Origin of the sequence: Sphingopyxis sp. JAI128 (assembly GCF_014207235.1) — a bacterium.
In the GTDB taxonomy this organism is placed as follows: domain Bacteria; phylum Pseudomonadota; class Alphaproteobacteria; order Sphingomonadales; family Sphingomonadaceae; genus Sphingopyxis.
This window is the reverse complement of the sequence record NZ_JACHDA010000001.1, coordinates 139,261-161,332: the sequence shown is the minus strand read 5'-3', so window position 1 is coordinate 161,332 and position 22,072 is coordinate 139,261. Positions and strand designations below refer to the sequence as shown.

Genomic DNA, 22,072 nt, shown 5'->3' with positions numbered 1-22,072 from the left:
ATCGAGGCAACGGAGGGCGCGGCGTCCCGATTCTTGCGCTTAAATCGCCTTTCGCGACAAGGGACCGGCGGCGCCCGGCTTTATCGCGCGGGCGAATAGTCCGCGGCCAGACGCAGCACCGCATCGGCCAGCTCTTTCCGGCAAATCAGCAGGTCGGGCAGATAGGTATCGGGATTATTATAACGGATCGGCGAGCCGTCGACGCGGCTGACGTGCAGGCCCGCCGCCTGCGCCACCGCGACGGGCGCACAATTGTCCCACTCATATTGGCCGCCGGTGTGGAGGTAGATATCGGCTTCGCCGCGCACGACCGCCATCGCCTTGGCGCCCGCCGAGCCCATCGCGACCAGTTCCGCGCCGAGCTTGTCGGCGACGAACACCGCCTCGGCGGCGGGGCGTGTGCGGCTGACGAGCATGCGGAGCGGCTGGTTCGCGGGTCGAAGCGCGACCGGCGCGCCCGAGGTCAGCGTGACGCCGAGGCCGGGCAGCGCAACGGCACCGACCGTTGCGACGCCGTCCACCGCGAGCGCGACATGCACCGCCCAGTCGTCGCGGCCCTCGCCATATTCGCGCGTGCCGTCGAGCGGATCGACGATCCAGACGCGGCTCTGGCCACAGCGTGCCACATTGTCCTTTTCCTCTTCGGAGAGCAGCGCATCGGCGGGACGCGCGGCGCGAATCTCGCGGCACAGCATGGCGTTGGCCTGCTCGTCACCCGCCTTCCCCAGCGCCTTGCCTTCAAGGTCGCCGCGCGCGCGCAGATCGAGCAGGATCGCACCCGCTGCGGTTGCAAGCCGTTCGGCAAGCTGTTCGTCGCTTTCCCCCGCAGCCATGTCTATCCCAGCAAGCGATCGATGATCAGATCCGCCGCTTCTTGGGGCGTCATCGCGGTCGTGTCGATACGAATTTCGGGGTTCTCGGGCGCCTCATAGGGGCTGTCGATACCGGTGAAATTCTTGAGCTGGCCCGCGCGCGCCTTTTTGTAGAGGCCCTTGACGTCGCGTTTCTCCGCCTCCGCGATCGGGGTGTCGATGAAGATTTCGAGGAACTCGCCCTCGGGCAGCATCCCGCGCACCAACTCGCGTTCGGCCTTAAACGGCGAGATGAAGGCGGTGATGACGATCAGCCCCGCGTCGGTCATCAGCTTCGCGACCTCGCCGACGCGGCGGATATTCTCGATCCGGTCGGCCTCGGTAAAGCCGAGGTCGCGGTTGAGGCCATGGCGGACATTGTCGCCATCCAAGAGGAAACTGTGCCGGTTCATCCGGTGCAGCTTCTTTTCGACGAGGTTGGCGATCGTCGACTTGCCCGATCCCGACAGGCCCGTGAACCAGAGCAGAGCGGGGCGCTGGTTCTTGAGGTTCGCGCGCATGTCGCGGTCGATGTCGGTCGCCTGCCAATGGACATTTTGCGCGCGGCGAAGGCTGAAGTGCAGCATCCCCGCGGCGACGGTCGCGTTGGTGAGCTTGTCGATCAGGATGAAACCGCCGAGCGTCCGGTTGTCGGCATAGGCCTCGAAGGTGATCGGCTTGTCGGTCGACAGCTCGACGACGCCGATGCCGTTCAATTCGAGCGTCTTCGCCGCGAGATGATCGAGCGTGTTGACGTTGATCTCGTACTTCGGCGCCTGCACCGTCGCCGAAACGCTCTGCGTCGCGAGCTTGAGCCAATAGGCGCGGCCCGCGATCATCGCCTCGTCGGCCATCCAGACGAGCGTCGCCTCGAACTGGTCGGCCGCCTCGGGCGGATTGTCGGCGGCGGCGATGACGTCGCCGCGCGAGCAATCGACTTCGTCGGCGAGCGTCAGCGTGACCGACTGGCCCGCGGCCGCCTCGCCCAAGTCGCCGTCGAGCGTGACGATGCGCTCGACGGTCGTCGTCTTGCCGCTGGGCAGGATGCGGACGGCGTCGCCGGGCTTGACCTTGCCGCTCGCGAGCTGGCCCGAGAAGCCCCGGAAGTCGAGGTTCGGGCGGTTGACCCATTGGACAGGCAAACGGAACGGCTTGGCTTCGTCTGCGGCGCTGCCGACCTCGACATTTTCGAGATGCTCGATCAACGCAGGGCCTTTGAACCAGGGCGTGTTGTCCGAAAGCGCGGTGATATTGTCGCCCTTGAAACCCGAGATCGGGATCGCGGTGAAGTTGGTGATGCCGATCTCGCTCGCAAAGGCGCGATACGCCAGCGTGATGCGGTCGAACACTGCCTTGTCGTATCCGACGAGGTCCATCTTGTTCACCGCGAGAACGATATGCTTGATGCCGATCAGATGCGCGAGGAAGCTGTGGCGGCGCGTCTGGGTGAGCACACCCTTGCGCGCGTCGATCAGGATGACGGCGAGGTCGGCAGTCGAGGCCCCCGTGACCATGTTGCGCGTGTACTGTTCGTGCCCCGGCGTGTCGGCGACGATGAACTTGCGCTTTTCGGTCGTGAAAAAGCGATAGGCGACGTCGATCGTGATGCCCTGCTCGCGTTCGGCGGCGAGGCCGTCGACGAGCAAGGCAAAGTCGATCTCCTGCCCTTGCGTGCCGACGCGCTTGCTGTCGGCCTCCAGCGCGGCGAGCTGGTCCTCGAAGATCATCTTGCTGTCATAGAGCAACCGCCCGATCAGCGTCGATTTGCCATCGTCGACGCTGCCGCAGGTGATGAAGCGGAGCAGCGACTTCTTTTCGTGGCCCGCGAGATAGGCGTCGATGTCCTCGGCGATGAGGGCGTCGGTGACGTAGATGGGGTCGGTCATCAGAAATACCCCTCCTGCTTCTTTTTCTCCATCGAGGCGTCGCCCCCGTCCTTGTCGATGATGCGGCCTTGCCGTTCGCTGGTTGTCGTCAGCAGCATTTCCTGAATGACTTCGCCAAGCGTCGTCGCCTCGCTCTCGACCGCGCCGGTCAGCGGATAGCAACCGAGCGTGCGGAAACGCACCGAGCGTTCGACGGGGACTTCGCCGTCCTTGAGCGGGAAGCGGTCGTCGTCGACCATCAACAGCAGGCCGTCGCGCTCGACCGTGGGGCGCGGAGCAGCGAAATAGAGCGGCACGATCGGGATATTCTCGCGCGCGATATATTGCCAGATGTCGAGTTCGGTCCAGTTCGAGATCGGGAAGACGCGAATGCTCTCCCCCTTCGCCTTGCGGGCGTTGTAGAGGTTCCAGAGTTCGGGGCGCTGCTTCTTGGGGTCCCAGCCGTGGGTCGCGGTGCGGAAGGAGAAGATGCGTTCCTTCGCTCGGCTCTTTTCCTCGTCGCGGCGCGCGCCGCCGAAGGCGACGTCGAAGCCGTGGAGGTCGAGCGCCTGCTTCAGCCCTTCGGTCTTCCACATGTCGGTGTGCAGCGGACCGTGATCGAAGGGGTTGATCCCGCGCTCTTTCGCCTCCGGGTTCTGATAGACGATGAGTTCCATCCCGCTCTCGGCCGCCATGCGGTCGCGCAGCTCGTACATCGCGCGGAATTTCCATGTCGTGTCGACATGGAGCAGCGGGAACGGCGGCGGCGACGGATAAAAGGCCTTGCGCGCGAGGTGCAGCATCACCGCGCTGTCCTTGCCCACGCTGTAGAGCATCACGGGTTTGGCCGCGTCGGCCATCACTTCGCGCATGATATGGATGCTCTCGGCCTCGAGCCGGTCGAGATGGGTCAGCGTATCGGTCATGCCCTGCCCTTGCCGCCGCCGTCCGGAGCGATCAAGCTGTATGGCCTTTGGGGGGGGCAAGCCAGACTTGCAAGGTCAGCCATCGACCCGCGCCGCCTGCCAGTCGGCCGCCGCGCGGCGGATTGCCGGAAGCGCGCGTTCGGCGCGCTGCGCGATGTCGGGCTGCGCTCGCCATGCGGGGTCGATCAGCAGCCCTAGCTCCCGGCTGAAATCATATCCGATGACCTTGACCGGCACGATGCCGTCGATTGCCAGCGAAGCCGGCGCGGTGGTGATGCCCACACCGGCGGCGACCATGCGCAGGCAGCGCTCGTCGCTGTCGCTGCGGAGCGCGAAGCGCGGGCGAACCCGGTGACGCGTGAAGAAGCGGCTGGTCGCGTCGAGAAATTCGCACGAGCGCCGCGCGATCATCGTTTCGGGCGCCAGATCCTCGGGCGACACGTCGCCGTGCCCCGCCAGCGGATGATCGGCGGCGACGAACATGACCATCGGCTCTTGATAGAGCGGCACGACATTGGCGTCGCGCTCGCCCGGCCGGAGCGGGACCATCGCCATGCCGAGGCGGCCTGCATGGATGGCGGCGCGAAGATCGGAATCGCTGTTCTCGCTGACCTCGAGCGCGAAGTCGCGCGACAGCAGCGCCGCAACGGTCTGGAAAAACGCCCCCGGGATCGACCGGATGGTTCCGAACTTGAGCACGGGCTTGTCGCTTTCTTCCGCGCGGCCAAAGCCGTCGGCCGCACGGAAATTGCGTTCGAGATCGCGCGCGATCGGCAGGAAACGACCGCCGGCTTCGGTGAGCCGGATCTGGCGACGATTGCGGATGAAGAGCGGCGCGCCGACGAGGCGTTCAAGGTCGGCGACGCCCGTCGACAGCGCCGGCTGGGTGACCCGAATCTGCTGCGCCGCGCGCGTGAAGCTGCCCGCGTCGACCACGGCAAGGAACTGACGGATGTGCGAACGCTTTATCATAAGATTTTCTTATGCTGAAGCGCATGAAGTTTCAATTTTCATATGAAGGCGCTTTGGGGCACAACCGCGGCATGTTCCGCCCCTGACCGAAGGGACCCTCATGCGCGCCACCCCCGATTTCGATTTCGCGCTCGGCGAAACCGCCGACATGATCCGCGATACCACCGCTCGTTTCGCCGACGAACAGATCGCACCGCTCGCGGTCAAGGCCGATGCGGACGACTGGTTTCCGCGCGATGAGCTGTGGATGCAGATGGGTGCGCTCGGCCTGCACGGCATCACCGTCGAGGAAGAGTTCGGCGGGCTCGGCCTCGGATATCTCGAACATGTGATCGCGGTGGAGGAAGTGAGCCGTGCCAGCGCCGCGATCGGCCTCTCCTATGGCGCGCACTCGAACCTGTGCGTCAACCAGATCCGCCGATGGGGCAATCCCGAGCAAAAGGCGAAATATCTTCCCAAGCTGATCAGCGGCGAACATGTCGGCAGCCTGGCGATGTCCGAAGCCGGCGCCGGCAGCGACGTCGTGTCGATGAAGCTGAAGGCCGACCGGGTTCAGGGCGGCTATGTCCTCAACGGCACCAAATTCTGGATCACCAATGCGACGCATGCCGACACGCTCGTCGTCTATGCGAAGACGAGCCCCGAGGCGGGATCGCGCGGGATCACGGCCTTCCTGATCGAAAAGGACATGCCGGGGTTTAAGATCGGGCAGAAGATCGACAAGGTGGGCATGCGCGGCTCGCCGACCGCCGAGCTGGTGTTCACCGATTGCGAAGTGTCCGAAGAACAGGTCATGGGGCCGGAGAATGGCGGCGTCGGCGTGCTGATGTCGGGGCTCGATTATGAGCGCGTCGTGCTCGCCGGGCTCCAGCTCGGCATCATGCAGGCGTGTCTCGACACCGTCATTCCCTATGTCCGCGAGCGCAAGCAGTTCGGCAAGCCGATCGGATCGTTCCAGCTGATGCAGGCGAAGGTCGCCGACATGTATGTCATGCTCCAGTCGGCGCGCTCTTATGTCTACAACGTCGCCAAGGCGTGCGATGCCGGGCAGACGACGCGCTTCGATGCAGCGGGCTGCATCCTGCTCGCAAGCGAGAATGCGGTGAAGGTCGCGGGCGAAGCAATCCAAGCTCTGGGCGGCGCGGGCTATACCAAGGACTGGCCGGTCGAACGTTACTGGCGCGACGCCAAGCTGCTCGACATCGGCGCGGGCACGAACGAAATCCGCCGCATGCTGATCGGCCGCGAACTGATCGGCGCGGGCGCGTGATCTGGCTCTGGCTGTCGGCCGCCTTCATGGTGACCGCGGCCGGGGTTCATTCGGTGCTGGGCTATCGGCGACTGATCGTGCCGTTGCTGCAGCGCCGCGAAGGCCCGCTGTCCGACGCGCTGACGCGCCGCATCATTCGGTTCGCGTGGCATGCCACCGCGGTGTTGATGCTGATTTCGGCGTCGGCAGTCATTTGGCCCGGAACGCCGCGCGGGCTGCTAATCGTGATTGGCGCAGGATGGCTTGCGACAGGTCTGGTCAACGCCGCCTATACCAAGGGCCGCCACATCGCGTGGCCGGCGCTCTGTAGCGCGGGCATCTTTGCCTTGGTCGGCGCGTTGGCATAGCTGTGAACGACACGCTCCTCACCGCACTCCAATATTACGGCGCGGGCGCGGCGACGCTCGCGGCGCTGGTGGTGTCGCTCAACCTCGGGCGGCGCTCGACCGGCTGGGCTTTTGTCGTTTTCGTGACGAGCAGCATAGCGTTGATCGCATGGGGTTTTCTGCAACCCGACAGCGAAGGCATCGGCTGGCAGAACATCGCGCTGCTGATCATCAACGCGATTGGCGTCTATCGCTACCTGATCCTGAAGGAAAGGCCTGACGCGCCGGCTGGGGAAGGCGAGGCGAAATGACGCCCCGCCCCGCCCGCTCATCAGCCCCAGATGCGCACGCGTTTGTCGGGCGCGAGGTAGAGCTTGTCGCCTTCCTTGACGTCGAACGCCTTGTACCAAGCGTCGAGGTTGCGGACCGTCAGCGCGCGGTACATGCCCGGCGCGTGGCCGTCGGTCGCGATGCGCGCGCGCAGTGCCTCGGCGCGCATCTTGGTCGCCCAGGTCTGCGTAAAGGCGATGAAGAAACGCTGGTCGCCGGTAAAGCCGTCGATCACGGGCGCTTCCTTGCCGCCGAGCGACGCGCGGTACGCGTCGTAAGCAGCCTGCAGCCCCGCGACGTCGGCGATATTTTCACCCAGCGTCAGCTTCCCGTTGACCGCCAGGTCGGGGAACGGCTTGTAGGTGTCGAACTGCGCCGCGAGCGCATCGCCCGCGGCGTTGAATTTCGCCAGATCCGCCGCAGTCCACCAGTTGCGCAGCGCGCCGGTGGAATCGAACGCGGCGCCATTATTGTCGAAGCTGTGGCTGATCTCGTGGCCGATCACCGCGCCGATCGCGCTATAGTTGAACGCGGGATCGGCCTTGGCGTTGAAGAAGGGCGGTTGCAGGATCGCGGCGGGGAAATTGAGCGCATTCTGCACCGGCAGGTTCACCGCGTTGACGGTCTGAGGGACCATCCACCATTCGCCCTTGTCCATCGGCTTGCCGATCTTGGCGAGTTGATGCGCATATTCGGCCTTTTGCCCCGCGACCTCGTTGGCATAGGCGTCGGTGCCGACGGTGTAGCTGCCATAGTCGCGCCAGGTGTCGGGATAGCCCACCCCGACCACAATCGTCTCGACCTTCTTGATCGCTTCCTTCTTGGTTTCGGGCGCCATCCAGTCGATCGTTTCGACGCGCTTTGCAAAGGCCGCCTTGATATTCTTCACCATGTCGCCGACCTCGGCCTTGGCCGAGGCGGGGAAATATTTGTCGGCATAGGCCTTGCCGACGGCATCGCCGAGATAGGTGTCGAGCGCGTCGAGCGCGCGCCTTTCGCGGCCGCGCTGCTGCGGCGTGCCCGCCATCGTCGTGCCGTAAAAGGCAAAATGCGCGCTATCGATTGCGCTCGGCAGCACGTCGGCGTGGCTGTTGATCTGGTGGAAGGCGAGCCAGTCCCTCCAGGCATCGATCGGCTCGGACGCAACGAGCGCCGACAGGCCGGTGATCGCATTCGCATGATAGGCGCCGAACTTGTCCGCGCCGTCGAGCTTCGCCGCGGCAAAGAAGGTCTGCCAGTCGATACCGGGCGCCTTCTTCGCGAAATCGGCTTTGGTCCAGACGTCGGCGGACTTGGTGAAATCCTCGCTCTGTTCGCGCGTTGCATGCGCCTTGGCGATCTTGATCTCGAGGTCGTAGATGCGCTTCGCCTTCTCGGCGGCGTCGCTCTGCCCGGCGGCGGTCAACAGCTTGGCGATATAGGCCTGGTAGGCGGTGCGGATGCTCGCCATCTTGGGATCGGCCGACAGATAATATTCGCGCTCGGGCATGCCGAGCCCGCCCTGCAGCAAATAGGGGATAACCTCGCCGGGGGTCGCGAGCCCCTGCGTCACGAAGACGCCGAACAGATTTTCGGTCTGGAAGTCGGTGGCATTGAGCGGATCGACGTCGGCGCGAAGCTGCTCGCCGAGCACCTTCGACAGCGCGGCCTTGTCGCTGATCGCGGCGAAGCGCGCGAGATCGGCGGCGACAGGCTTCATGCCCGCGGCGTCGATCGCCTTCACATCGGTGTAGGCTTTGTAGAAGGCGGCAATACGGCCTTCGTTGGTGCCGGGGGCGGCGTTGCCCTTGACGATCGCATCGACCAGCTCGCGGTTGCGCTTTTCGGTTTCGAGCTGTGCGACGTAAAAGGCGCCGATCGAGGACCGGTCCGCGGGGATTTCGTTCGCCTTGTCCCAGTTTCCGTTGGCATAGGCGTAAAAGTCGTCACCCGGCTTCGCCGTCGTATCCATTGCGGCTTTGCTGATCCCGATGTCGGTCCCGACGGCGTAAGCGGCGGAGCTGTCCTTGCCGCCGCCGCTACAGGCGACGGGCCCGGCAAGAACGGCAGCTGTGGACAGAAGAACAGCAAAGACAGCTTTTTTCATCAGAATGGCCTTATTTTGTCACGGATCGGCAGGCGACCGACGCGTGGAAAAATCCGGTTTCAATTCCAACCATTTTCGGCATGCCGTGCTTTTCAATCGACGAACGGCAGGTTAGTTCCGAACGGGCTTCAGGGAGAGACGATACAGTGAGCGCACCGGTTCTCGGCACGAACATCAACGCGGACAGCGACGAATTTCGCACCCGCAGCGCGCATAATCGTGCGCTGACCGACGCGTTGCGGACGGCGGTCGCCGAAGCGGCGCTCGGCGGCAACGAAAAGTCGCGCGAGCGGCATAAGAGCCGCGGCAAATTGCTTCCGCGCGAGCGCGTCGAACGACTGCTCGATCCGGGCTCGCCCTTCCTCGAGATCGGCCAGCTTGCGGCGAACGACCTCTACGAAGGTGAAGTGCCGGGCGCGGGGCTGATCTGCGGGATCGGGCAAGTGTCGGGGCGCCAGTGCATGATCGTGTGCAACGACGCGACGGTAAAGGGCGGCACCTATTATCCGATGACGGTGAAGAAGCATCTGCGCGCGCAGGAGATTGCCGAGGCGAACCGCCTGCCGTGCATCTACCTCGTCGACAGTGGCGGCGCGAACCTGCCGCACCAGGACCAGGTCTTCCCCGACCGCGACCATTTCGGGCGCATCTTCTTCAACCAGGCGAATATGTCGGCGAAACGCATCCCGCAGATCGCCTGCGTCATGGGAAGCTGCACCGCGGGCGGCGCCTATGTCCCCGCGATGTCCGACGAAACGGTGATCGTGCGGGGTCAGGGCACGATCTTCCTCGCCGGCCCGCCATTGGTGAAGGCCGCGACGGGCGAGGAAATCAGCGCCGAGGATCTCGGCGGCGGCGACCTGCATGCCAAGAAATCGGGCGTCGTCGACCATCTCGCCGAAAATGACGAGCATGCGCTGACGATCGTGCGCGACATTGTCAGCCACCTTGGAGAGGACAAGGGCTTCGAGGTGCCGATGAAGGCGCCGCGCCCGCCGAAATATGCCGCCGAGGAAATCTATGGCGTCGTTCCCGACGATGTTCGCGCGCCCTACGACGTGCATGAGGTAATCGCGCGCATCGTCGATGCCAGCGAGTTCCACGAGTTCAAGGCGAATTACGGCAGCACGCTCGTCTGCGGATTCGCGCATATATGGGGCATCCCCGTCGCGATCCTCGCGAACAATGGCGTGCTGTTCAGCGAAAGCGCGGTCAAGGGCGCGCATTTCATCGAGCTGGCGCAGCAGCGGCGCATTCCCCTGCTCTTCCTCCAGAATATCAGTGGCTTCATGGTCGGCGGCAAATATGAGGCCGAGGGCATCGCGAAACATGGCGCGAAGCTGGTGACCGCGGTCGCGACCGCGACGGTGCCGAAGATCACCGTGCTGATCGGCGGCAGCTTCGGCGCGGGCAATTACGGCATGTGCGGGCGCGCTTACTCGCCCCGCTTCCTGTTCAGCTGGCCCAACAGCCGGATCAGCGTGATGGGCGGCGAACAGGCGGCGTCGGTGCTCGCAACCGTCCACCGCGACGCCGACAAATGGACGCCCGAAGAGGCCGAAGCCTTCAAGGCGCCGATCCGCCAGAAATATGAGAATGAAGGCAACCCCTATCACGCGACCGCGCGATTGTGGGACGATGGCATCATCGACCCCGCGCAGACCCGCGACGTGCTGGGACTGGCCTTTGCCGCAACGCTGAACGCGCCGGTCGAAGATCGCGGGTTCGGTGTGTTCAGGATGTGAATTATCATGGCGTTCCAGCCTCTCGGCTATAGGTTTGCAATCACATCAACGCTTCCGCGCGAAAAAGCGAAGAGCAGGCTTCGGCAGAAGAAAAAGGGGTGGTTCGATCCGCAGAACGGTGCGCGAGGTTGGATCGTCGGCCCATTTATTTGCCTGTGGCTAAGCGCATTCAATCAGCACGGGCCGATGGTTGTCGGAATCGTCAGGAAAGATGGCCTAGGAAGCAAAGTGGTGGGACGCGCAGGCGCTGATTTGAATGGGACGGCAATGTTCATTTTGCTCGTCCCCTTCATGGCTTGGGTGACTTACAAGATGGCCGAAGCCGGTCAGGGCTCCCTGCAGGCCTATTTGGTCATTGGCGCGATATTTGGCCTTGGCCTGCCGTTGACACTCTGGATCAATTCCGCCGACCGCCGTGAAGCCGACGCACTGGTGCATTTTGTCCGTAAGACGTTAGCGCCGACCGACAGAAGCGTACGCGGTTCAACGCCTTCGTTGCCTATGCAGTCCAACCCTGTTCGCTTCTTCGTAAATGGTGAAGAGCGTGTCGGCGTATCCGCTGACCAATTAGATGAAGCTCTTTCTGCGCTATCGATTGGCGACTTTGCCGTTCTGGAGTTCGCACCGGACGAGTATATTCAGGCTCTTTCAAACGCAGATCATTACGTTTTGGAGAAGCTGGAGGGCAGTGCCGCGCGACATTTCCAAGCGATCTTGCCGAAGGGATCCTTGGGCGAGCATCAAAAATACGAGGCGAGCCTAACCCAGCTCAGGGATGTGATGACCGCCTATCTTCATCGGCAAGCCCCTAGCTCCGACCCTAACTGGAAGCGCAAAACGCTATGATCAACTCCCTCCTCATTGCCAATCGCGGCGAGATCGCCTGCCGGATCATCCGTACCGCGCGTGAAATGGGCATTCGCACCGTCGCCATCTATTCGGATGCCGATGCCAAGGCGCTGCATGTGCGCGAGGCCGACGAGGCCGTGCATATCGGGCCGTCGCCCGCACGCGACTCCTATCTGGTCGGCGAGAAGATCATCGCCGCCGCGAAGGCGACGGGCGCCGAGGCGATCCATCCGGGTTATGGGTTCCTGTCCGAGAATGCCGAATTCGCGCAGGCCGTCGCCGATGCGGGGCTGGTGTGGGTCGGGCCGAAGCCTTCGTCGATCACCGCGATGGGCCTGAAGGACGCCGCGAAGAAGCTGATGGCCGACGCCGGGGTGCCGGTGACGCCGGGTTATATGGGCGAAAACCAGGACCCCGCCTATCTCGCCGAACAGGCCGCCGAGATCGGCTATCCGGTGCTGATCAAGGCGGTCGCGGGCGGCGGCGGCAAGGGAATGCGCAAGGTCGACGCCGCGGCGGATTTCGCCGACGCGCTCGCCTCCTGCCAGCGCGAGGCGGCAGCGTCGTTCGGCAACGATCATGTGCTGATCGAGAAATATATCCTCACCCCCCGCCATATCGAGGTGCAGATATTCGGCGACACGCACGGCCATGTCGTCCATCTGTTCGAGCGCGACTGCTCGCTGCAGCGCCGCCACCAGAAGGTGATCGAGGAAGCCCCTGCCCCCGGCATGGACGAAGCGACGCGCGCCGAGCTTTGCGCCGCGGCAGTGCGCGCGGCGAAGGCGGTCGACTATGTCGGTGCCGGAACGATCGAGTTCATCGCCGACGCGAGCGAAGGCCTGCGCGCCGACCGCATCTGGTTCATGGAAATGAACACGCGGTTGCAGGTCGAGCACCCCGTCACCGAGGAGATTACCGGCGTCGACCTGGTCGAATGGCAGCTCCGCGTCGCATCGGGCGAGCCGATCCCGCTGGGGCAGGACGAACTCGCGATCAACGGCTGGGCGATGGAAGCGCGGCTCTATGCCGAGGATCCGGCGAAGGGCTTCCTGCCCTCGATCGGCACGCTCGAGCTGTTCCAGCTTCCCGAACATATGGGCCGCGTCGACACCGGCGTCTATGAAGGCGCCGAGGTCTCGCCCTTCTACGACCCGATGATTGCCAAGGTCATCGCGTGGGGCGAGGATCGCGAGGAAGCACGCGAACTCTTGTCCGAGATGCTGGAGGACAGTGCGATCTGGCCGGTGAAAACCAATTCGGCTTTCCTGATCGCAGCGCTCGACCACCCCGATTTCGTCGCGGGCACCGTCGACACCGGCCTGATCGGCCGCGATGGCGACACGATGACCGAGGAACCGGTCCCGACCGCACAGGCGCTCACCAACGCCGCGATGGCGATGGTGCCGCGCTCGCTGCAATCGGGCTTCCGCCTCAATGCCCCCGACGTGCGCAGCGCGCCCTTCCTGCTCGACGGCAAGCGCGTCGAGGTCGAACTCCACGGTCCGGGCGCCGAGGAGCCGTCCCCGGCGATGCTCGTCGCCGAAGCCGGTTCGGTGTGGCAGCTCACGCCCTGGCGGGCCGAAGGCAGCGCCGGCGGCGCGGCGGGTGACGGCGCGATCCTGTCGCCGATGCCGGGCAAGGTCATCGCGGTCGATGTCGCGGTGGGCGACAGGGTGACGAGCGGGCAGAAACTGCTCACGCTCGAAGCGATGAAGATGGAGCATAGCCTGACCGCGCCGTTCGACGGCGTCGTCGCCGAACTCAATGCGACCGCAGGGGCGCAGGTTCAAGTCGAGGCGCTGCTAGTGAAGATCGAGAAGGAAGAGGCATAATGGCGGGCAAATATTTCGACGAATGGGCGATTGGCGACACGCTGACGCACGACATCCGCCGCACGGTGACCGAGACCGACAATCTGCTCTTCACCACGATGACGCACAATCCCCAGCCGCTCCACCTCGACATCGAGGCGGCGAAAGCGTCGGAGTTCGGACAGATCCTCGTCAACGGCACTTTCACCTTCAGCCTGATGGTCGGGCTGTCGGTCGGCGACACGACGCTCGGCACGCTCGTCGCGAACCTCGGCTACGACAAGCTCGTCATGCCGAAGCCGGTGTTCATCGGCGACACGCTTCGCGCGGAAAGCGAGGTAATTGGCCTGAAGGAATCGAAATCGCGGCCCAATGCGGGGATCGTGACTTTCCTTCACCGCGCGATCAACCAGCGGGAAGAGATCGTCTGCCAGTGCGAGCGTTCCGCGCTCATCAAGCGAAAAGACTGATCGATTCCGTTCGGTTCGAGCGAAGTCGAGAACCGTTGGCCCCTCGCGTGTCTCGACTTCGCTCGACACGAACGGCATAGGTGATGGCATGAGACTCCGCTCGCTCCTCTTCGTCCCCGGCGACCGGCCCGAACGTTTCGCCAAGGCGGCGGCGTCGGGCGCCGACGCGATCATCCTCGACCTCGAGGATTCGGTGTCGCTCGCGAACAAGGAGGCGGCGCGTGCCGCGGTCGCGGCCTATCTTTCAGGCGAGCGAGAGGTCATTACGCTGGTGCGCGTCAACCCGCTCGACGGGCATATGACCGCCGCCGACGTCGCCGCGATCGCCGGCGCGCGGCCCGATGCGATCATGCTGCCCAAGGCCGAAGGCGCGCCAAGCATCCAGCAGCTCGACACCATATTGCGCAGCGAGTCGGCGCGCGATGCGTCGCTCCCCGCCATCCTGCCGATTGCCACCGAAACCCCCGCCGCCATCTTCACGCTCGGCAGCTATCGCGAAGTGAAGGACCGGCTGCTCGGCCTGACCTGGGGCGCCGAGGACCTGCCCGCCGCAATCGGTGCGACGACCAGCCGGCTTGACGACGGCAACTACACCGCCCCCTATGAAATGGCGCGCGCGCTGACGCTGTTCGCCGCGCATGGCGCGAACACCGCCGCGATCGACACCGTTTTTCCCGCGATCAAGGACGAGGCGGGCCTCGCTGCTTACGCCGCGCGCGCGCGGCGCGACGGCTTTACGGGCATGATGGCGATCCACCCGTCGCAGGTCGGCCCGATCAACGCCGCTTTCACGCCGTCGGCGGACGAGGTGGCGGGAGCGCAGGCGATCGTCGACGCCTTTGCGGCGAACCCCGGCGTCGGCGTGCTGCAGGTCGACGGCAAGATGGTCGATGCGCCGCACCTCAAACAGGCGCATCACATCCTGTCGCTCGCTGACTAGCTCTTCCTCCGGAAGGGCCGGTGCCGCCGCATCCAGTCGCGGCCGCGATGCCAGCTTTTCCTGAGGCCGCGCTCGGTCAGGCTTTCGAACATGTCGTCGGGGCTCGTCGGATCGAGCAGTTCATTTTCGGCGATGAATTCATCGAATGGCCCGGGCTTGGTCAGATCGAGCAGCTCGAGCGACCGGCCTTCCCCGCGCAGCGCCTCGATCGCGGCGATGAGCGAGCCCGTCGCGTCGAACCGGCGGCCGACCTCGGCCGGGTCGACGCCCAGATGTTCGGCGATCAGCGATTCGCGCAGGCGGCGGATAATCGGCTCGACGCCGGCGTTGGCGCGCAAGGCGGCGTCGATCGTGACGTCGCATTCGCTGTCGAGTCCCATCGAGCGATTGTTCATATTGGCCGATCCGACGCGGATCATCCGGTCGTCGACCACCGCGGTCTTGGCGTGGACGTAAATGGGCTCGCCCTTTGCCGTCCGCGGAAAATAGACCTTGAGCCGATCGCCATGTTTCGCTTTCGCGATTTCGCGGACGAGCTGTACGCGCGCGGCGTCCATCGCCACCTGTTCGAGCCAGCCGTCGGCGGTTTCGGGCATCACCATCACGAATTCGGGCGGATCATCCTCGTTCAGCCGTTCGGCGATTGCCGCGGCGATCTTTCCGCAGGTGAAATATTGATTTTCGAAATAGATGAAGTGCTTCGCCTCCGCGATCATGTCGAGATATAGCTGTTCGATCTCGCGAATTTCGTCATAGCCGTCATATTTGGCGCGCGTGCGCGAAATGGCGACGTCGACGCGCTCGAAATCGGGCTCCAGGTCGTCGGGCCAATTCTCGCCCTTGCCCGTCAGGTCGCGCAGCGGCTTCTTCGTCGCGCGCTGCCAGCGTTCGTTGCCGAGGTCGGCGAGCGCGCCGCCAACCGGCCCCGCGAGGATCATCGTGCTGTCGTGCCAAGGCATATAGGCCTTGCCGTCGGGCGCGGTGCGGTGCGTGTCGTCATCCTTGTGATCGCGCGTGTCCCAGCGCCGCGCGCCGACATCGATTCCGCCGCACACGGCGAGATGGTCGTCAAACACCGCGACCTTCTGGTGGTGGCTGCATCCGACCGGATGCGCACTGTCGAGACGGAAACTGATCGAGCGCGTCAGTTTCCAGCGCACGATCATCGACAGGATGCGCGGTATTGCAAACTGCTTCAGTCCGCCGAAATTCCAGCGCAATATATCGATGTCGCGATCGGGCTTTTCGTGCGCGAGCTTCAGCAGATAATTGCCGAGCGGTTCACCCTTGCCGTCCTTGCCGGGTTTCAGCGCGATGCGCGGATCGAAGTCCCAGCCGATGAGCAGGATGCGCTCTTCCGCCTTCGCCATCAGAATTTCGAGCAACGCGAAATAGTCGGCTGCATCGACGATCATCCGCGCCTTGTTGGCGCGTTCGATCCGCCAGCAGTTGCGGCCCTCGACCACTATAGGTGCAAGATCTGTCCCCATCGCCGCCACCACGCATGATGGCGGCGATAGTTGCAAGGGCTAAAGTCAGGCGGCGGCGAACTGTTCGGGCGTGAGCGCCATCATCGCTTCGCTGCCCGCTTCGATCTTGCGGCGGAGCGATCCGGCGTCGGGCAGGAAACGTTCGGCGAAATAGCGCGCGGTGACGAGTTTGGCTTCGAGGAACGCCTTGTTGCCGCGGCCCTCGGCGAGCGCCTTTTGCGCCGCCTCGGCCATCATCAGCCACATCGACCCCAATGCGACGATGCCCAATATGTGCATATAATGATGCGCGCCCGCGCCGACATTATTGGGGTTCGCCATGCCATTTTGCATGAACCACATCGTCGCGGCCTTGAGCTCGCCATTCGCCTTTTCGAGACGGCCCGCGAAATCCGCGAGCGCTTCATCGCCCTTCGCGCGGGCACATTCTTCGTCGACGATCGCGAAGAAGGCCTGGATCGCACGGCCGCCATTCTGCGCGAGCTTGCGGCCGACGAGGTCCATCGCCTGCACGCCATTCGCGCCTTCGTAGATCATGGTGATGCGCGCATCGCGGACATATTGCGACATGCCCTGTTCTTCGATGTAGCCATGGCCGCCGAACACCTGCTGCGCGTTGGTTGCGACTTCATAACCCTTGTCGGTGCCGAAGCCCTTGATGACCGGGGTGAGCAGGCTGACGAGGTCGTCGGCGCGCTGGCGCTCCTCCTCGCTCTCGGCAACATGCGCAAGATCGACCTGGAGCGCGCCCCAGGTACAGAGCGCGCGCAGCCCCTCTACCGTCGCCTTGCCGTCCATCAACATGCGGCGCACGTCCGGGTGGACAAACAGCGGGTCGGCCTTTTCCTGCGGATCTTTCGGCCCGGTGAGCGCGCGGCCCTGCCGACGATCCTGCGCATATTGCACCGCGTTCTGATAGGCGACGTCAGCCTGTCCGAGCCCCTGAATGCCCACGCCGAGGCGCGCGGCGTTCATCATCACGAACATCGCGGCGAGACCCTTATTCTCCTCGCCGACCATCCAGCCCTTCGCCCCGTCATAATTCATCACGCAGGTCGAATTGGCGTGGATGCCCATCTTGTGTTCGATCGATCCGCACGAGAGGCTGTTGCGCTCACCGAGCGATCCGTCGTCATTGACGAGGAATTTCGGCACGATGAACAGCGAGATGCCCTTGACGCTATCGGGCGCATCGGGGGTCTTCGCGAGGACGAGGTGGATGATATTGTCGGTCAGGTCGTGCTCGCCCGAGGAGATGAAGATCTTGGTGCCGGTCACGGCATAGCTGCCGTCGCCGTTCGGCACCGCGCGGGTGCGGATGAGGCCGAGGTCGGTGCCGCAATGCGGCTCCGTCAGGTTCATCGTGCCGCTCCACTCGCCCGCGATCATCTTGGGGACATAGGTCGCCTTCTGGTCGTCCGATCCCTTGACGAGGATCGCGGCGGTCGCGCCCTGCGTCAGGCCGGGATACATGGCAAAGGCCTGGTTGGCGGCGTTGCGATATTCCTCGACCGGGAAGCCGAGGACGTGCGGCAAACCCTGCCCCCCGAACTCCTCGGGCGCGGTCAGCAGGCCCCAGCCCGCTTCGCTGTAGGCCTTATAGGCTTCCTTGAAGCCCTTGGGCGTGGTTACCGAACCATCGTCGTGACGCGTGCAACCTTCAAGGTCGCCCGACTGGTTGATCGGGAACAACACTTCCTCGCAAAACCTGCCCGCCTCGGTCAGCACCGCCTCGATCATGTCGGGCGTGGCGTTCGAGAAACCCGGCAAATTCGAATAACGCTCGATCCCGAGGACGTCGTTGAGGAGGAACAGCGTGTCCTGCACGGGGGCGCGATAGACGGGCATGGAAAATCCTTCTGAAAAGCAGTTTCGATGTCAACTTGCCTGGGGAGAGGCAGAGGGTCAGGAGCCGGGCGGCCTTATTGGCCGGCGTCGACTTTCTTCACCATATCGATGAAGCGTGACAGCTCATCTACAGCGCTGTCAATATCGTCGCGTTGACGGCGCAGGAGCGCGATGCGCTCTTCGCATTTTTCGATCGTCACCTGACGCTGCAATTTGCGGCCATCGCCGACGTCGTACAGGTCGATCATCTCGCGAATGTCGGCGAGGCTGAAGCCCGTGCGCTTGGCACGCAAAATCCACGCCAACCGCGCACGGTCGCGCTTTGAATAGATGCGCGACAACCCCTTGCGCGACGGGCTGATCAGCCCCTCATCCTCATAGAAGCGCAGCGCGCGCGCAGTCACGCCGAACTCGGTCGACAAGTCGGTGATGCTGAATTGCTCGCGCCCCAGATGATCGGGCGTATCGATATGGGCGTGGCCGTAAGCTTCGGTCATACGGCTGAAACTAGTTTCCGTTGACGTGAACGTCAAGACTGCCCGATCGGGCCGATCCGGGACGGTTCAACCACCGCACGGACGCCCTATATTGCCGCGTCGATCGGTCATTCGCAAGCCCCTCGCATCGGCTTCGGACCAGCTTGCACGCGGCAGCCGCAAACCAGCAAGCGACGCGCGCGAGGGGCACAGGCGATTGCATCGCTCCGGCAGCTTTCCGGGCAGGCGCAGTTCGTCCTCCTGCTCCTGCACCACGGCCTCGCAGCCGTCGGCGCCGGCAAAGCGCATCCGCCATCCGCCGCCTTCGCGGACGATCGTGCCCTGTGCGGTGCAGGACAGCCCGGGGCCGAAGGCAGCCGTCAAGGCAAAACGCCATTGTCCAGTGCCATCGGGGACGACGCACATGGCGTCGCGGCCAAGATCGTGCCTGCGTTCGAAGACGCCGACCGGGGTCGCGGCTTCGACGCGCACCACGCCGCGCTCGCGCGCCGCCATCTCGAGCGGATTGTCTGCCTCGATGCCCTTGGTGTCCACGGCGGGGGCCGGTCGTTCGCATCCGCCAAGCAGCGCCAGCGCCAGCGCCAGTGCGGCGCTAGCCCTGCGCATCGTCGGCCAGGAAGGTCAGGCTGCCGTCGCTTTCGACGCGGCGATAAAAGCAGGATCGGCGCCCGGTATGGCACGCCGGGCCCGCCGGTTTCACGCGCAGCAGGAGCGCGTCCTGATCGCAATCGACCCGCATTTCGACCAAGGTGAGGCCGTTGCCCGACGTCTCGCCCTTGCGCCACAGGGCCGCGCGCGAGCGCGACCAGAAATGCGCCTGCCCCGTCGCGCGGGTCTGCTCGATCGCCTCCGCATTCATATGCGCGACCATCAGCAATTTATGGCTGTCGGCCTCGACAACGATCGCCGTTACCAGTCCGGCGGTGTCGAAACGCGGAAGAAATCGATCGGTCGTGTCGCGCTGGTCGGTCATGAGCGACGCTTTAGAGCAGCTTTGGCCGGGCTGTCACCCCACGCCTCGTCGCCCATATGACAAATCCGTGATTAGGGGGCGACATTTGCGATTGCCCTCCCTATATGCGCCGCAGTCACTGGCCCCTGCCCCCTGGAACGACATGCTGACGACCCACCCTTTCGACGACGACAAGCTCCGCGAGGAGTGCGGCGTTTTTGGTATTCATGGCGCCGACAGCGCCGCCGCGGTTGTCGCGTTGGGCCTCCACGCCCTGCAACACCGTGGACAGGAGGCCGCGGGCATCACCGCCTTCGACGGCAAGGAATTCCACACCCACCGCGCGATGGGCCATGTCGCGGGCAATTTCGACCGCGACGACATCATGCGCCAACTCGCCGGCGGGTCGGCGGTCGGCCACGTCCGCTATTCGACGACGGGCGAGACCGCGCTGCGCAACGTCCAGCCGCTGTTCGCCGACCTCGCGACCGGCGGCTTCGCGGTCGCGCACAACGGCAATATCTCGAACGCCGCGGCGCTGCGCAAGATATTGGTCCGCCGCGGTTCGATCTTTCAGTCGACCAGCGATACCGAGGTGATCATCCACCTCGTCGCCACGTCCAGCTATCGCTCGCTGCTCGACCGGTTCATCGACGCGCTGAAACAGGTCGAGGGCGCCTATTCGCTGATCTGCCTGACCGCCGAAGGCATGATCGGCTGCCGCGATCCGCTCGGCATTCGTCCGCTCGTCATCGGCAAATTGGGCGACGCGCATATCCTCGCGTCCGAAACGGTGGCGCTCGATGTCGTCGGCGCCGAATTTGTCCGCTCTGTCGAACCCGGCGAACTCGTCATCGTCCGCGACGGTCAACTCACCTCGCACCGCCCGTTCGCGCAGCAGTCCGCGCGGCCGTGCATCTTCGAATATGTCTATTTCTCGCGCCCCGATTCGATCGTGGACGGAACGAGCGTCTATTCGGTGCGCAAGGCGATCGGCGCCGAACTCGCGCGCGAAAACGCCGTCGAAGCCGATCTGGTCATCCCGGTCCCCGATTCGGGCACGCCCGCCGCGATCGGCTATGCGCAGGAATCGGGCATTCCGTTCGAACTCGGCATCATCCGTTCGCACTATGTCGGGCGCACCTTCATCCAGCCGGGCGACAAGGTCCGCCATCTGGGCGTGAAATTGAAGCACAATGCCAATCGCGCGCTGATCGCGGGCAAGCGTATCGTGCTGATCGACGATTCGATCGTGCGCGGCACGACCAGCCTCAAGATCGTGCAGATGATGCGCGATGCGGGTGCCGCCGAGGTGCATATGCGCATCGCGAGCCCGCCGACCCAGCATAGCTGCTTCTACGGCGTCGATACGCCGGAACGCGCGAAGCTGCTCGCCGCGCAGATGACGGTCGGGCAGATGGCGAATTTCATCAACGCCGACAGCCTCGCCTTCCTGACGATCGACGGCCTCTATCGCGCGCTTGGCGAGGCGGATCGCAAGCATGACGCGCCGCAATATTGCGACGCCTGCTTTACCGGCGATTATCCGACCACGCTGACCGATTTCGACGAGCATGGCCTCGAAGATCAATTTTCGCTGCTTGCGGAACGGGTTGTCTGACACAATGACTACGACGTCTAAAGAACTCGCGGGCCAGGTCGCGCTCGTCACCGGCGCCAGCCGGGGGATCGGCGAGGCGATTGCCGAAGCGCTGGCCCTGCGCGGCGCGCATGTCGTGATCACCGCGCGCACGGCGGGTGGGCTCGAAGAGCTCGAGGACCGCATCCACGAAGCCGGCGGCAGCGCGACGATTGCACCGCTCGACCTGACCGATGGCGACAGCATCGCCCGTCTCGCGAGCGCGATTGCCGAACGCTGGCAGCAACTCGACATGCTCGTGCTCAACGCCGCGATGCTGGGCACGCTGACCCCGGTCGCGGCGATCGACGGCAAGGAATTCAACAAGATTCTGACGCTGAACCTGATCGCGCAACAGGCGCTGATCGCCAATTTCGACCCGTTGCTGCGCCGCGCCGCGAACGGGCGGCTTGTCGCGCTGTCGAGCAGCGTTGCGCGCGAGCCGCGAGCCTATTGGGGCGCCTATGCTGCGTCGAAGGCGGCGTTCGAAACGCTCGTCACCAGCTATGGCGCCGAAATGCGCAATATCTCGACGGTGCGGACGGCCATTCTAGACCCCGGCGGCACGCGGACGCAGATGCGCGCGCGCGCTTATCCGGGCGAAGACCCGCAAAGCATCAAGGAACCCGCCGCGGTTGGCGATTATGTCGCCCGGATGATGATCGATGGCTTCGACAGCACTGCCTTTCATGCGCTGCCCAAGGTCATGGAAAAAGCTTAACGCCATCTTTGCTTTCCTGCGCTAAGGGACCATCATAACAAGGGTTTGCGAGGGCGCGGGAATGACGAAGAATATTTTGCGATCGGCGATCGCCGCCGTGGTCGGCATCCTTGTCGCTTTCGGGCTGATCTGGTTGGCGCAATATGCCGGCAGCGAAATTTCGCCCGACGTTTACGACCCCGAAAGCGGCGAAATCCTGATCCCGGTCGGGTCGACGATCGCGCTGATCGCCGGCTGGTTCATCGGAACCTTCGCCGGCGGTTGGCTTGCCATGCGCGTCGCCGCCGGCACCGGTGCAGGCTGGATCGTGGCCGGTTCGGTCATCGGCGCCGCGCTTTATCGTGCCGTCACGCTTGCCGATACATGGTGGATCATGGCGCTGGGCGTCGTCGTGCCGCTGGTCGCGGTCTGGCTGGCCCAGCGCGCGGCAAGCGTCGTCACCGACTAACGAGCCTCGTCGCCAGGCTGCCAACGCCCCCCG

The 22,072-nt window shown here is 64.3% G+C and carries 21 protein-coding genes; 11 read left to right on the top strand and 10 right to left on the bottom strand.

Annotated elements, in window-relative coordinates; all coding sequences use genetic code 11:
* Positions 1 to 80: 80 nt before the first annotated feature.
* From HDC35_RS00710 to HDC35_RS00695, 4 genes are read right to left on the bottom strand one after another with little or no spacing between them, the layout of a single operon-like run.
* Positions 81 to 833 (bottom strand): 3'(2'),5'-bisphosphate nucleotidase CysQ, encoded by a 753-nt coding sequence (locus tag HDC35_RS00710; RefSeq protein WP_184642970.1) that lies wholly within the window; start codon positions 831 to 833, stop codon positions 81 to 83.
* 2 nt (positions 834 to 835) lie between these two features.
* Positions 836 to 2,737 (bottom strand): sulfate adenylyltransferase subunit CysN, encoded by a 1,902-nt coding sequence (gene cysN, locus HDC35_RS00705; RefSeq protein WP_184642969.1) that lies wholly within the window; start codon positions 2,735 to 2,737, stop codon positions 836 to 838.
* Positions 2,737 to 3,684: a sulfate adenylyltransferase subunit CysD gene (cysD, locus tag HDC35_RS00700; protein ID WP_311770709.1), complete on the bottom strand. Its 948-nt coding sequence runs from the start codon at positions 3,682 to 3,684 to the stop codon at positions 2,737 to 2,739. The genes cysN and cysD overlap by 1 nt, the downstream gene beginning before the upstream one ends.
* Positions 3,685 to 3,717: 33 nt before the next feature.
* Complete coding sequence (locus HDC35_RS00695) at positions 3,718 to 4,614, bottom strand: LysR family transcriptional regulator (RefSeq protein ID WP_184642967.1); 897 nt, start codon at positions 4,612 to 4,614, stop codon at positions 3,718 to 3,720.
* Between the two features lie 100 nt (positions 4,615 to 4,714).
* Between HDC35_RS00695 and HDC35_RS00690 the strand changes: the two genes are divergently transcribed.
* Genes HDC35_RS00690 through HDC35_RS00680 form a run of 3 tightly spaced genes read left to right on the top strand, consistent with a single transcriptional unit; the run spans position 4,715 to position 6,521 of the window.
* A complete protein-coding gene (locus tag HDC35_RS00690; protein ID WP_184642966.1) occupies positions 4,715 to 5,884 on the top strand; it encodes an isovaleryl-CoA dehydrogenase in 1,170 nt (389 codons plus the stop codon).
* On the top strand, positions 5,881 to 6,231 hold the full coding sequence (locus tag HDC35_RS00685) for a hypothetical protein (protein WP_184642965.1): 351 nt from the start codon (positions 5,881 to 5,883) through the stop codon (positions 6,229 to 6,231). Before HDC35_RS00690 ends, HDC35_RS00685 begins: the two co-directional genes overlap by 4 nt.
* A gap of 2 nt (positions 6,232 to 6,233) precedes the next feature.
* Positions 6,234 to 6,521, top strand: a complete 288-nt coding sequence (locus HDC35_RS00680; RefSeq protein ID WP_184642964.1) for a hypothetical protein — start codon at positions 6,234 to 6,236, stop codon at positions 6,519 to 6,521.
* A gap of 20 nt (positions 6,522 to 6,541) precedes the next feature.
* On the opposite strand, the gene HDC35_RS00675 is transcribed toward HDC35_RS00680, so the two are convergent.
* Complete coding sequence (locus HDC35_RS00675) at positions 6,542 to 8,626, bottom strand: M13 family metallopeptidase (protein ID WP_221438060.1); 2,085 nt, start codon at positions 8,624 to 8,626, stop codon at positions 6,542 to 6,544.
* Positions 8,627 to 8,772: 146 nt separating this feature from the next.
* On the opposite strand from HDC35_RS00675, the gene HDC35_RS00670 reads away from it, so the two are divergent.
* The 5 genes from HDC35_RS00670 to HDC35_RS00650 all read left to right on the top strand — a co-directional run bounded on the left by HDC35_RS00670 (position 8,773) and on the right by HDC35_RS00650 (position 14,444).
* Positions 8,773 to 10,371, top strand: coding sequence for a carboxyl transferase domain-containing protein (locus HDC35_RS00670; RefSeq protein WP_184642963.1), 1,599 nt, complete (start codon positions 8,773 to 8,775; stop codon positions 10,369 to 10,371).
* A gap of 6 nt (positions 10,372 to 10,377) precedes the next feature.
* A complete protein-coding gene (locus HDC35_RS00665) occupies positions 10,378 to 11,217 on the top strand; it encodes a hypothetical protein (protein WP_184642962.1) in 840 nt (279 codons plus the stop codon).
* A complete protein-coding gene (locus HDC35_RS00660; RefSeq protein ID WP_184642961.1) occupies positions 11,214 to 13,055 on the top strand; it encodes an acetyl/propionyl/methylcrotonyl-CoA carboxylase subunit alpha in 1,842 nt (613 codons plus the stop codon). Before HDC35_RS00665 ends, HDC35_RS00660 begins: the two co-directional genes overlap by 4 nt.
* Positions 13,055 to 13,504, top strand: coding sequence for a MaoC family dehydratase (locus HDC35_RS00655; RefSeq protein ID WP_184642960.1), 450 nt, complete (start codon positions 13,055 to 13,057; stop codon positions 13,502 to 13,504). The genes HDC35_RS00660 and HDC35_RS00655 overlap by 1 nt, the downstream gene beginning before the upstream one ends.
* A gap of 88 nt (positions 13,505 to 13,592) precedes the next feature.
* Entirely contained in the window at positions 13,593 to 14,444 is an 852-nt protein-coding gene (locus tag HDC35_RS00650; protein ID WP_184642959.1) for a CoA ester lyase, read from the top strand.
* Here the strand turns inward: HDC35_RS00650 and HDC35_RS00645 are convergent.
* The 5 genes from HDC35_RS00645 to hisI all read right to left on the bottom strand — a co-directional run bounded on the left by HDC35_RS00645 (position 14,441) and on the right by hisI (position 19,252).
* On the bottom strand, positions 14,441 to 15,934 hold the full coding sequence (locus HDC35_RS00645) for a phospholipase D-like domain-containing protein (RefSeq protein WP_184642958.1): 1,494 nt from the start codon (positions 15,932 to 15,934) through the stop codon (positions 14,441 to 14,443). The genes HDC35_RS00650 and HDC35_RS00645 overlap by 4 nt on opposite strands.
* Before the next feature lie 45 nt (positions 15,935 to 15,979).
* Complete coding sequence (locus tag HDC35_RS00640) at positions 15,980 to 17,782, bottom strand: acyl-CoA dehydrogenase C-terminal domain-containing protein (protein WP_184642957.1); 1,803 nt, start codon at positions 17,780 to 17,782, stop codon at positions 15,980 to 15,982.
* Positions 17,783 to 17,856: 74 nt separating this feature from the next.
* Positions 17,857 to 18,279: a MerR family transcriptional regulator gene (locus HDC35_RS00635; RefSeq protein ID WP_058801530.1), complete on the bottom strand. Its 423-nt coding sequence runs from the start codon at positions 18,277 to 18,279 to the stop codon at positions 17,857 to 17,859.
* A 66-nt stretch (positions 18,280 to 18,345) separates the two neighbouring features.
* Positions 18,346 to 18,885 carry a hypothetical protein gene (locus HDC35_RS00630; RefSeq protein ID WP_184642956.1) on the bottom strand — a complete coding sequence of 180 codons (540 nt, stop codon included), beginning with the start codon at positions 18,883 to 18,885 and terminating at the stop codon, positions 18,346 to 18,348.
* On the bottom strand, positions 18,872 to 19,252 hold the full coding sequence (hisI, locus tag HDC35_RS00625) for a phosphoribosyl-AMP cyclohydrolase (protein WP_184642955.1): 381 nt from the start codon (positions 19,250 to 19,252) through the stop codon (positions 18,872 to 18,874). Before hisI ends, HDC35_RS00630 begins: the two co-directional genes overlap by 14 nt.
* Positions 19,253 to 19,394: 142 nt before the next feature.
* Here hisI and purF point away from each other — a divergent pair, with 142 nt between their 5' ends.
* The 3 genes from purF to HDC35_RS00610 all read left to right on the top strand — a co-directional run bounded on the left by purF (position 19,395) and on the right by HDC35_RS00610 (position 22,039).
* On the top strand, positions 19,395 to 20,852 hold the full coding sequence (gene purF / locus HDC35_RS00620) for an amidophosphoribosyltransferase (RefSeq protein ID WP_184642954.1): 1,458 nt from the start codon (positions 19,395 to 19,397) through the stop codon (positions 20,850 to 20,852).
* Positions 20,853 to 20,856: 4 nt separating this feature from the next.
* Positions 20,857 to 21,591 (top strand): SDR family NAD(P)-dependent oxidoreductase, encoded by a 735-nt coding sequence (locus HDC35_RS00615; protein WP_184642953.1) that lies wholly within the window; start codon positions 20,857 to 20,859, stop codon positions 21,589 to 21,591.
* A gap of 61 nt (positions 21,592 to 21,652) precedes the next feature.
* Positions 21,653 to 22,039, top strand: a complete 387-nt coding sequence (locus HDC35_RS00610) for a hypothetical protein (protein WP_184642952.1) — start codon at positions 21,653 to 21,655, stop codon at positions 22,037 to 22,039.
* Positions 22,040 to 22,072: the final 33 nt, after the last annotated feature.

Bases quoted from the DNA above. Each gene is read 5' to 3' on its own strand.
- HDC35_RS00635 (WP_058801530.1), bottom strand. From the start codon at position 18,279: ATGACCGAAGCTTACGGCCACGCCCATATCGATACGCCCGATCATCTG.
- HDC35_RS00695 (WP_184642967.1), bottom strand. From the start codon at position 4,614: ATGATAAAGCGTTCGCACATCCGTCAGTTCCTTGCCGTGGTCGACGCG.
- purF (WP_184642954.1), top strand. From the start codon at position 19,395: ATGCTGACGACCCACCCTTTCGACGACGACAAGCTCCGCGAGGAGTGC.
- HDC35_RS00655 (WP_184642960.1), top strand. From the start codon at position 13,055: ATGGCGGGCAAATATTTCGACGAATGGGCGATTGGCGACACGCTGACG.
- HDC35_RS00615 (WP_184642953.1), top strand. From the start codon at position 20,857: ATGACTACGACGTCTAAAGAACTCGCGGGCCAGGTCGCGCTCGTCACC.
- hisI (WP_184642955.1), bottom strand. From the start codon at position 19,252: ATGACCGACCAGCGCGACACGACCGATCGATTTCTTCCGCGTTTCGAC.
- HDC35_RS00650 (WP_184642959.1), top strand. From the start codon at position 13,593: ATGAGACTCCGCTCGCTCCTCTTCGTCCCCGGCGACCGGCCCGAACGT.
- HDC35_RS00675 (WP_221438060.1), bottom strand. From the start codon at position 8,626: ATGAAAAAAGCTGTCTTTGCTGTTCTTCTGTCCACAGCTGCCGTTCTT.
- HDC35_RS00645 (WP_184642958.1), bottom strand. From the start codon at position 15,934: ATGGGGACAGATCTTGCACCTATAGTGGTCGAGGGCCGCAACTGCTGG.
- HDC35_RS00690 (WP_184642966.1), top strand. From the start codon at position 4,715: ATGCGCGCCACCCCCGATTTCGATTTCGCGCTCGGCGAAACCGCCGAC.
- HDC35_RS00640 (WP_184642957.1), bottom strand. From the start codon at position 17,782: ATGCCCGTCTATCGCGCCCCCGTGCAGGACACGCTGTTCCTCCTCAAC.
- HDC35_RS00610 (WP_184642952.1), top strand. From the start codon at position 21,653: ATGACGAAGAATATTTTGCGATCGGCGATCGCCGCCGTGGTCGGCATC.
- HDC35_RS00710 (WP_184642970.1), bottom strand. From the start codon at position 833: ATGGCTGCGGGGGAAAGCGACGAACAGCTTGCCGAACGGCTTGCAACC.
- cysN (WP_184642969.1), bottom strand. From the start codon at position 2,737: ATGACCGACCCCATCTACGTCACCGACGCCCTCATCGCCGAGGACATC.
- HDC35_RS00665 (WP_184642962.1), top strand. From the start codon at position 10,378: ATGGCGTTCCAGCCTCTCGGCTATAGGTTTGCAATCACATCAACGCTT.
- HDC35_RS00630 (WP_184642956.1), bottom strand. From the start codon at position 18,885: ATGCGCAGGGCTAGCGCCGCACTGGCGCTGGCGCTGGCGCTGCTTGGC.
- HDC35_RS00660 (WP_184642961.1), top strand. From the start codon at position 11,214: ATGATCAACTCCCTCCTCATTGCCAATCGCGGCGAGATCGCCTGCCGG.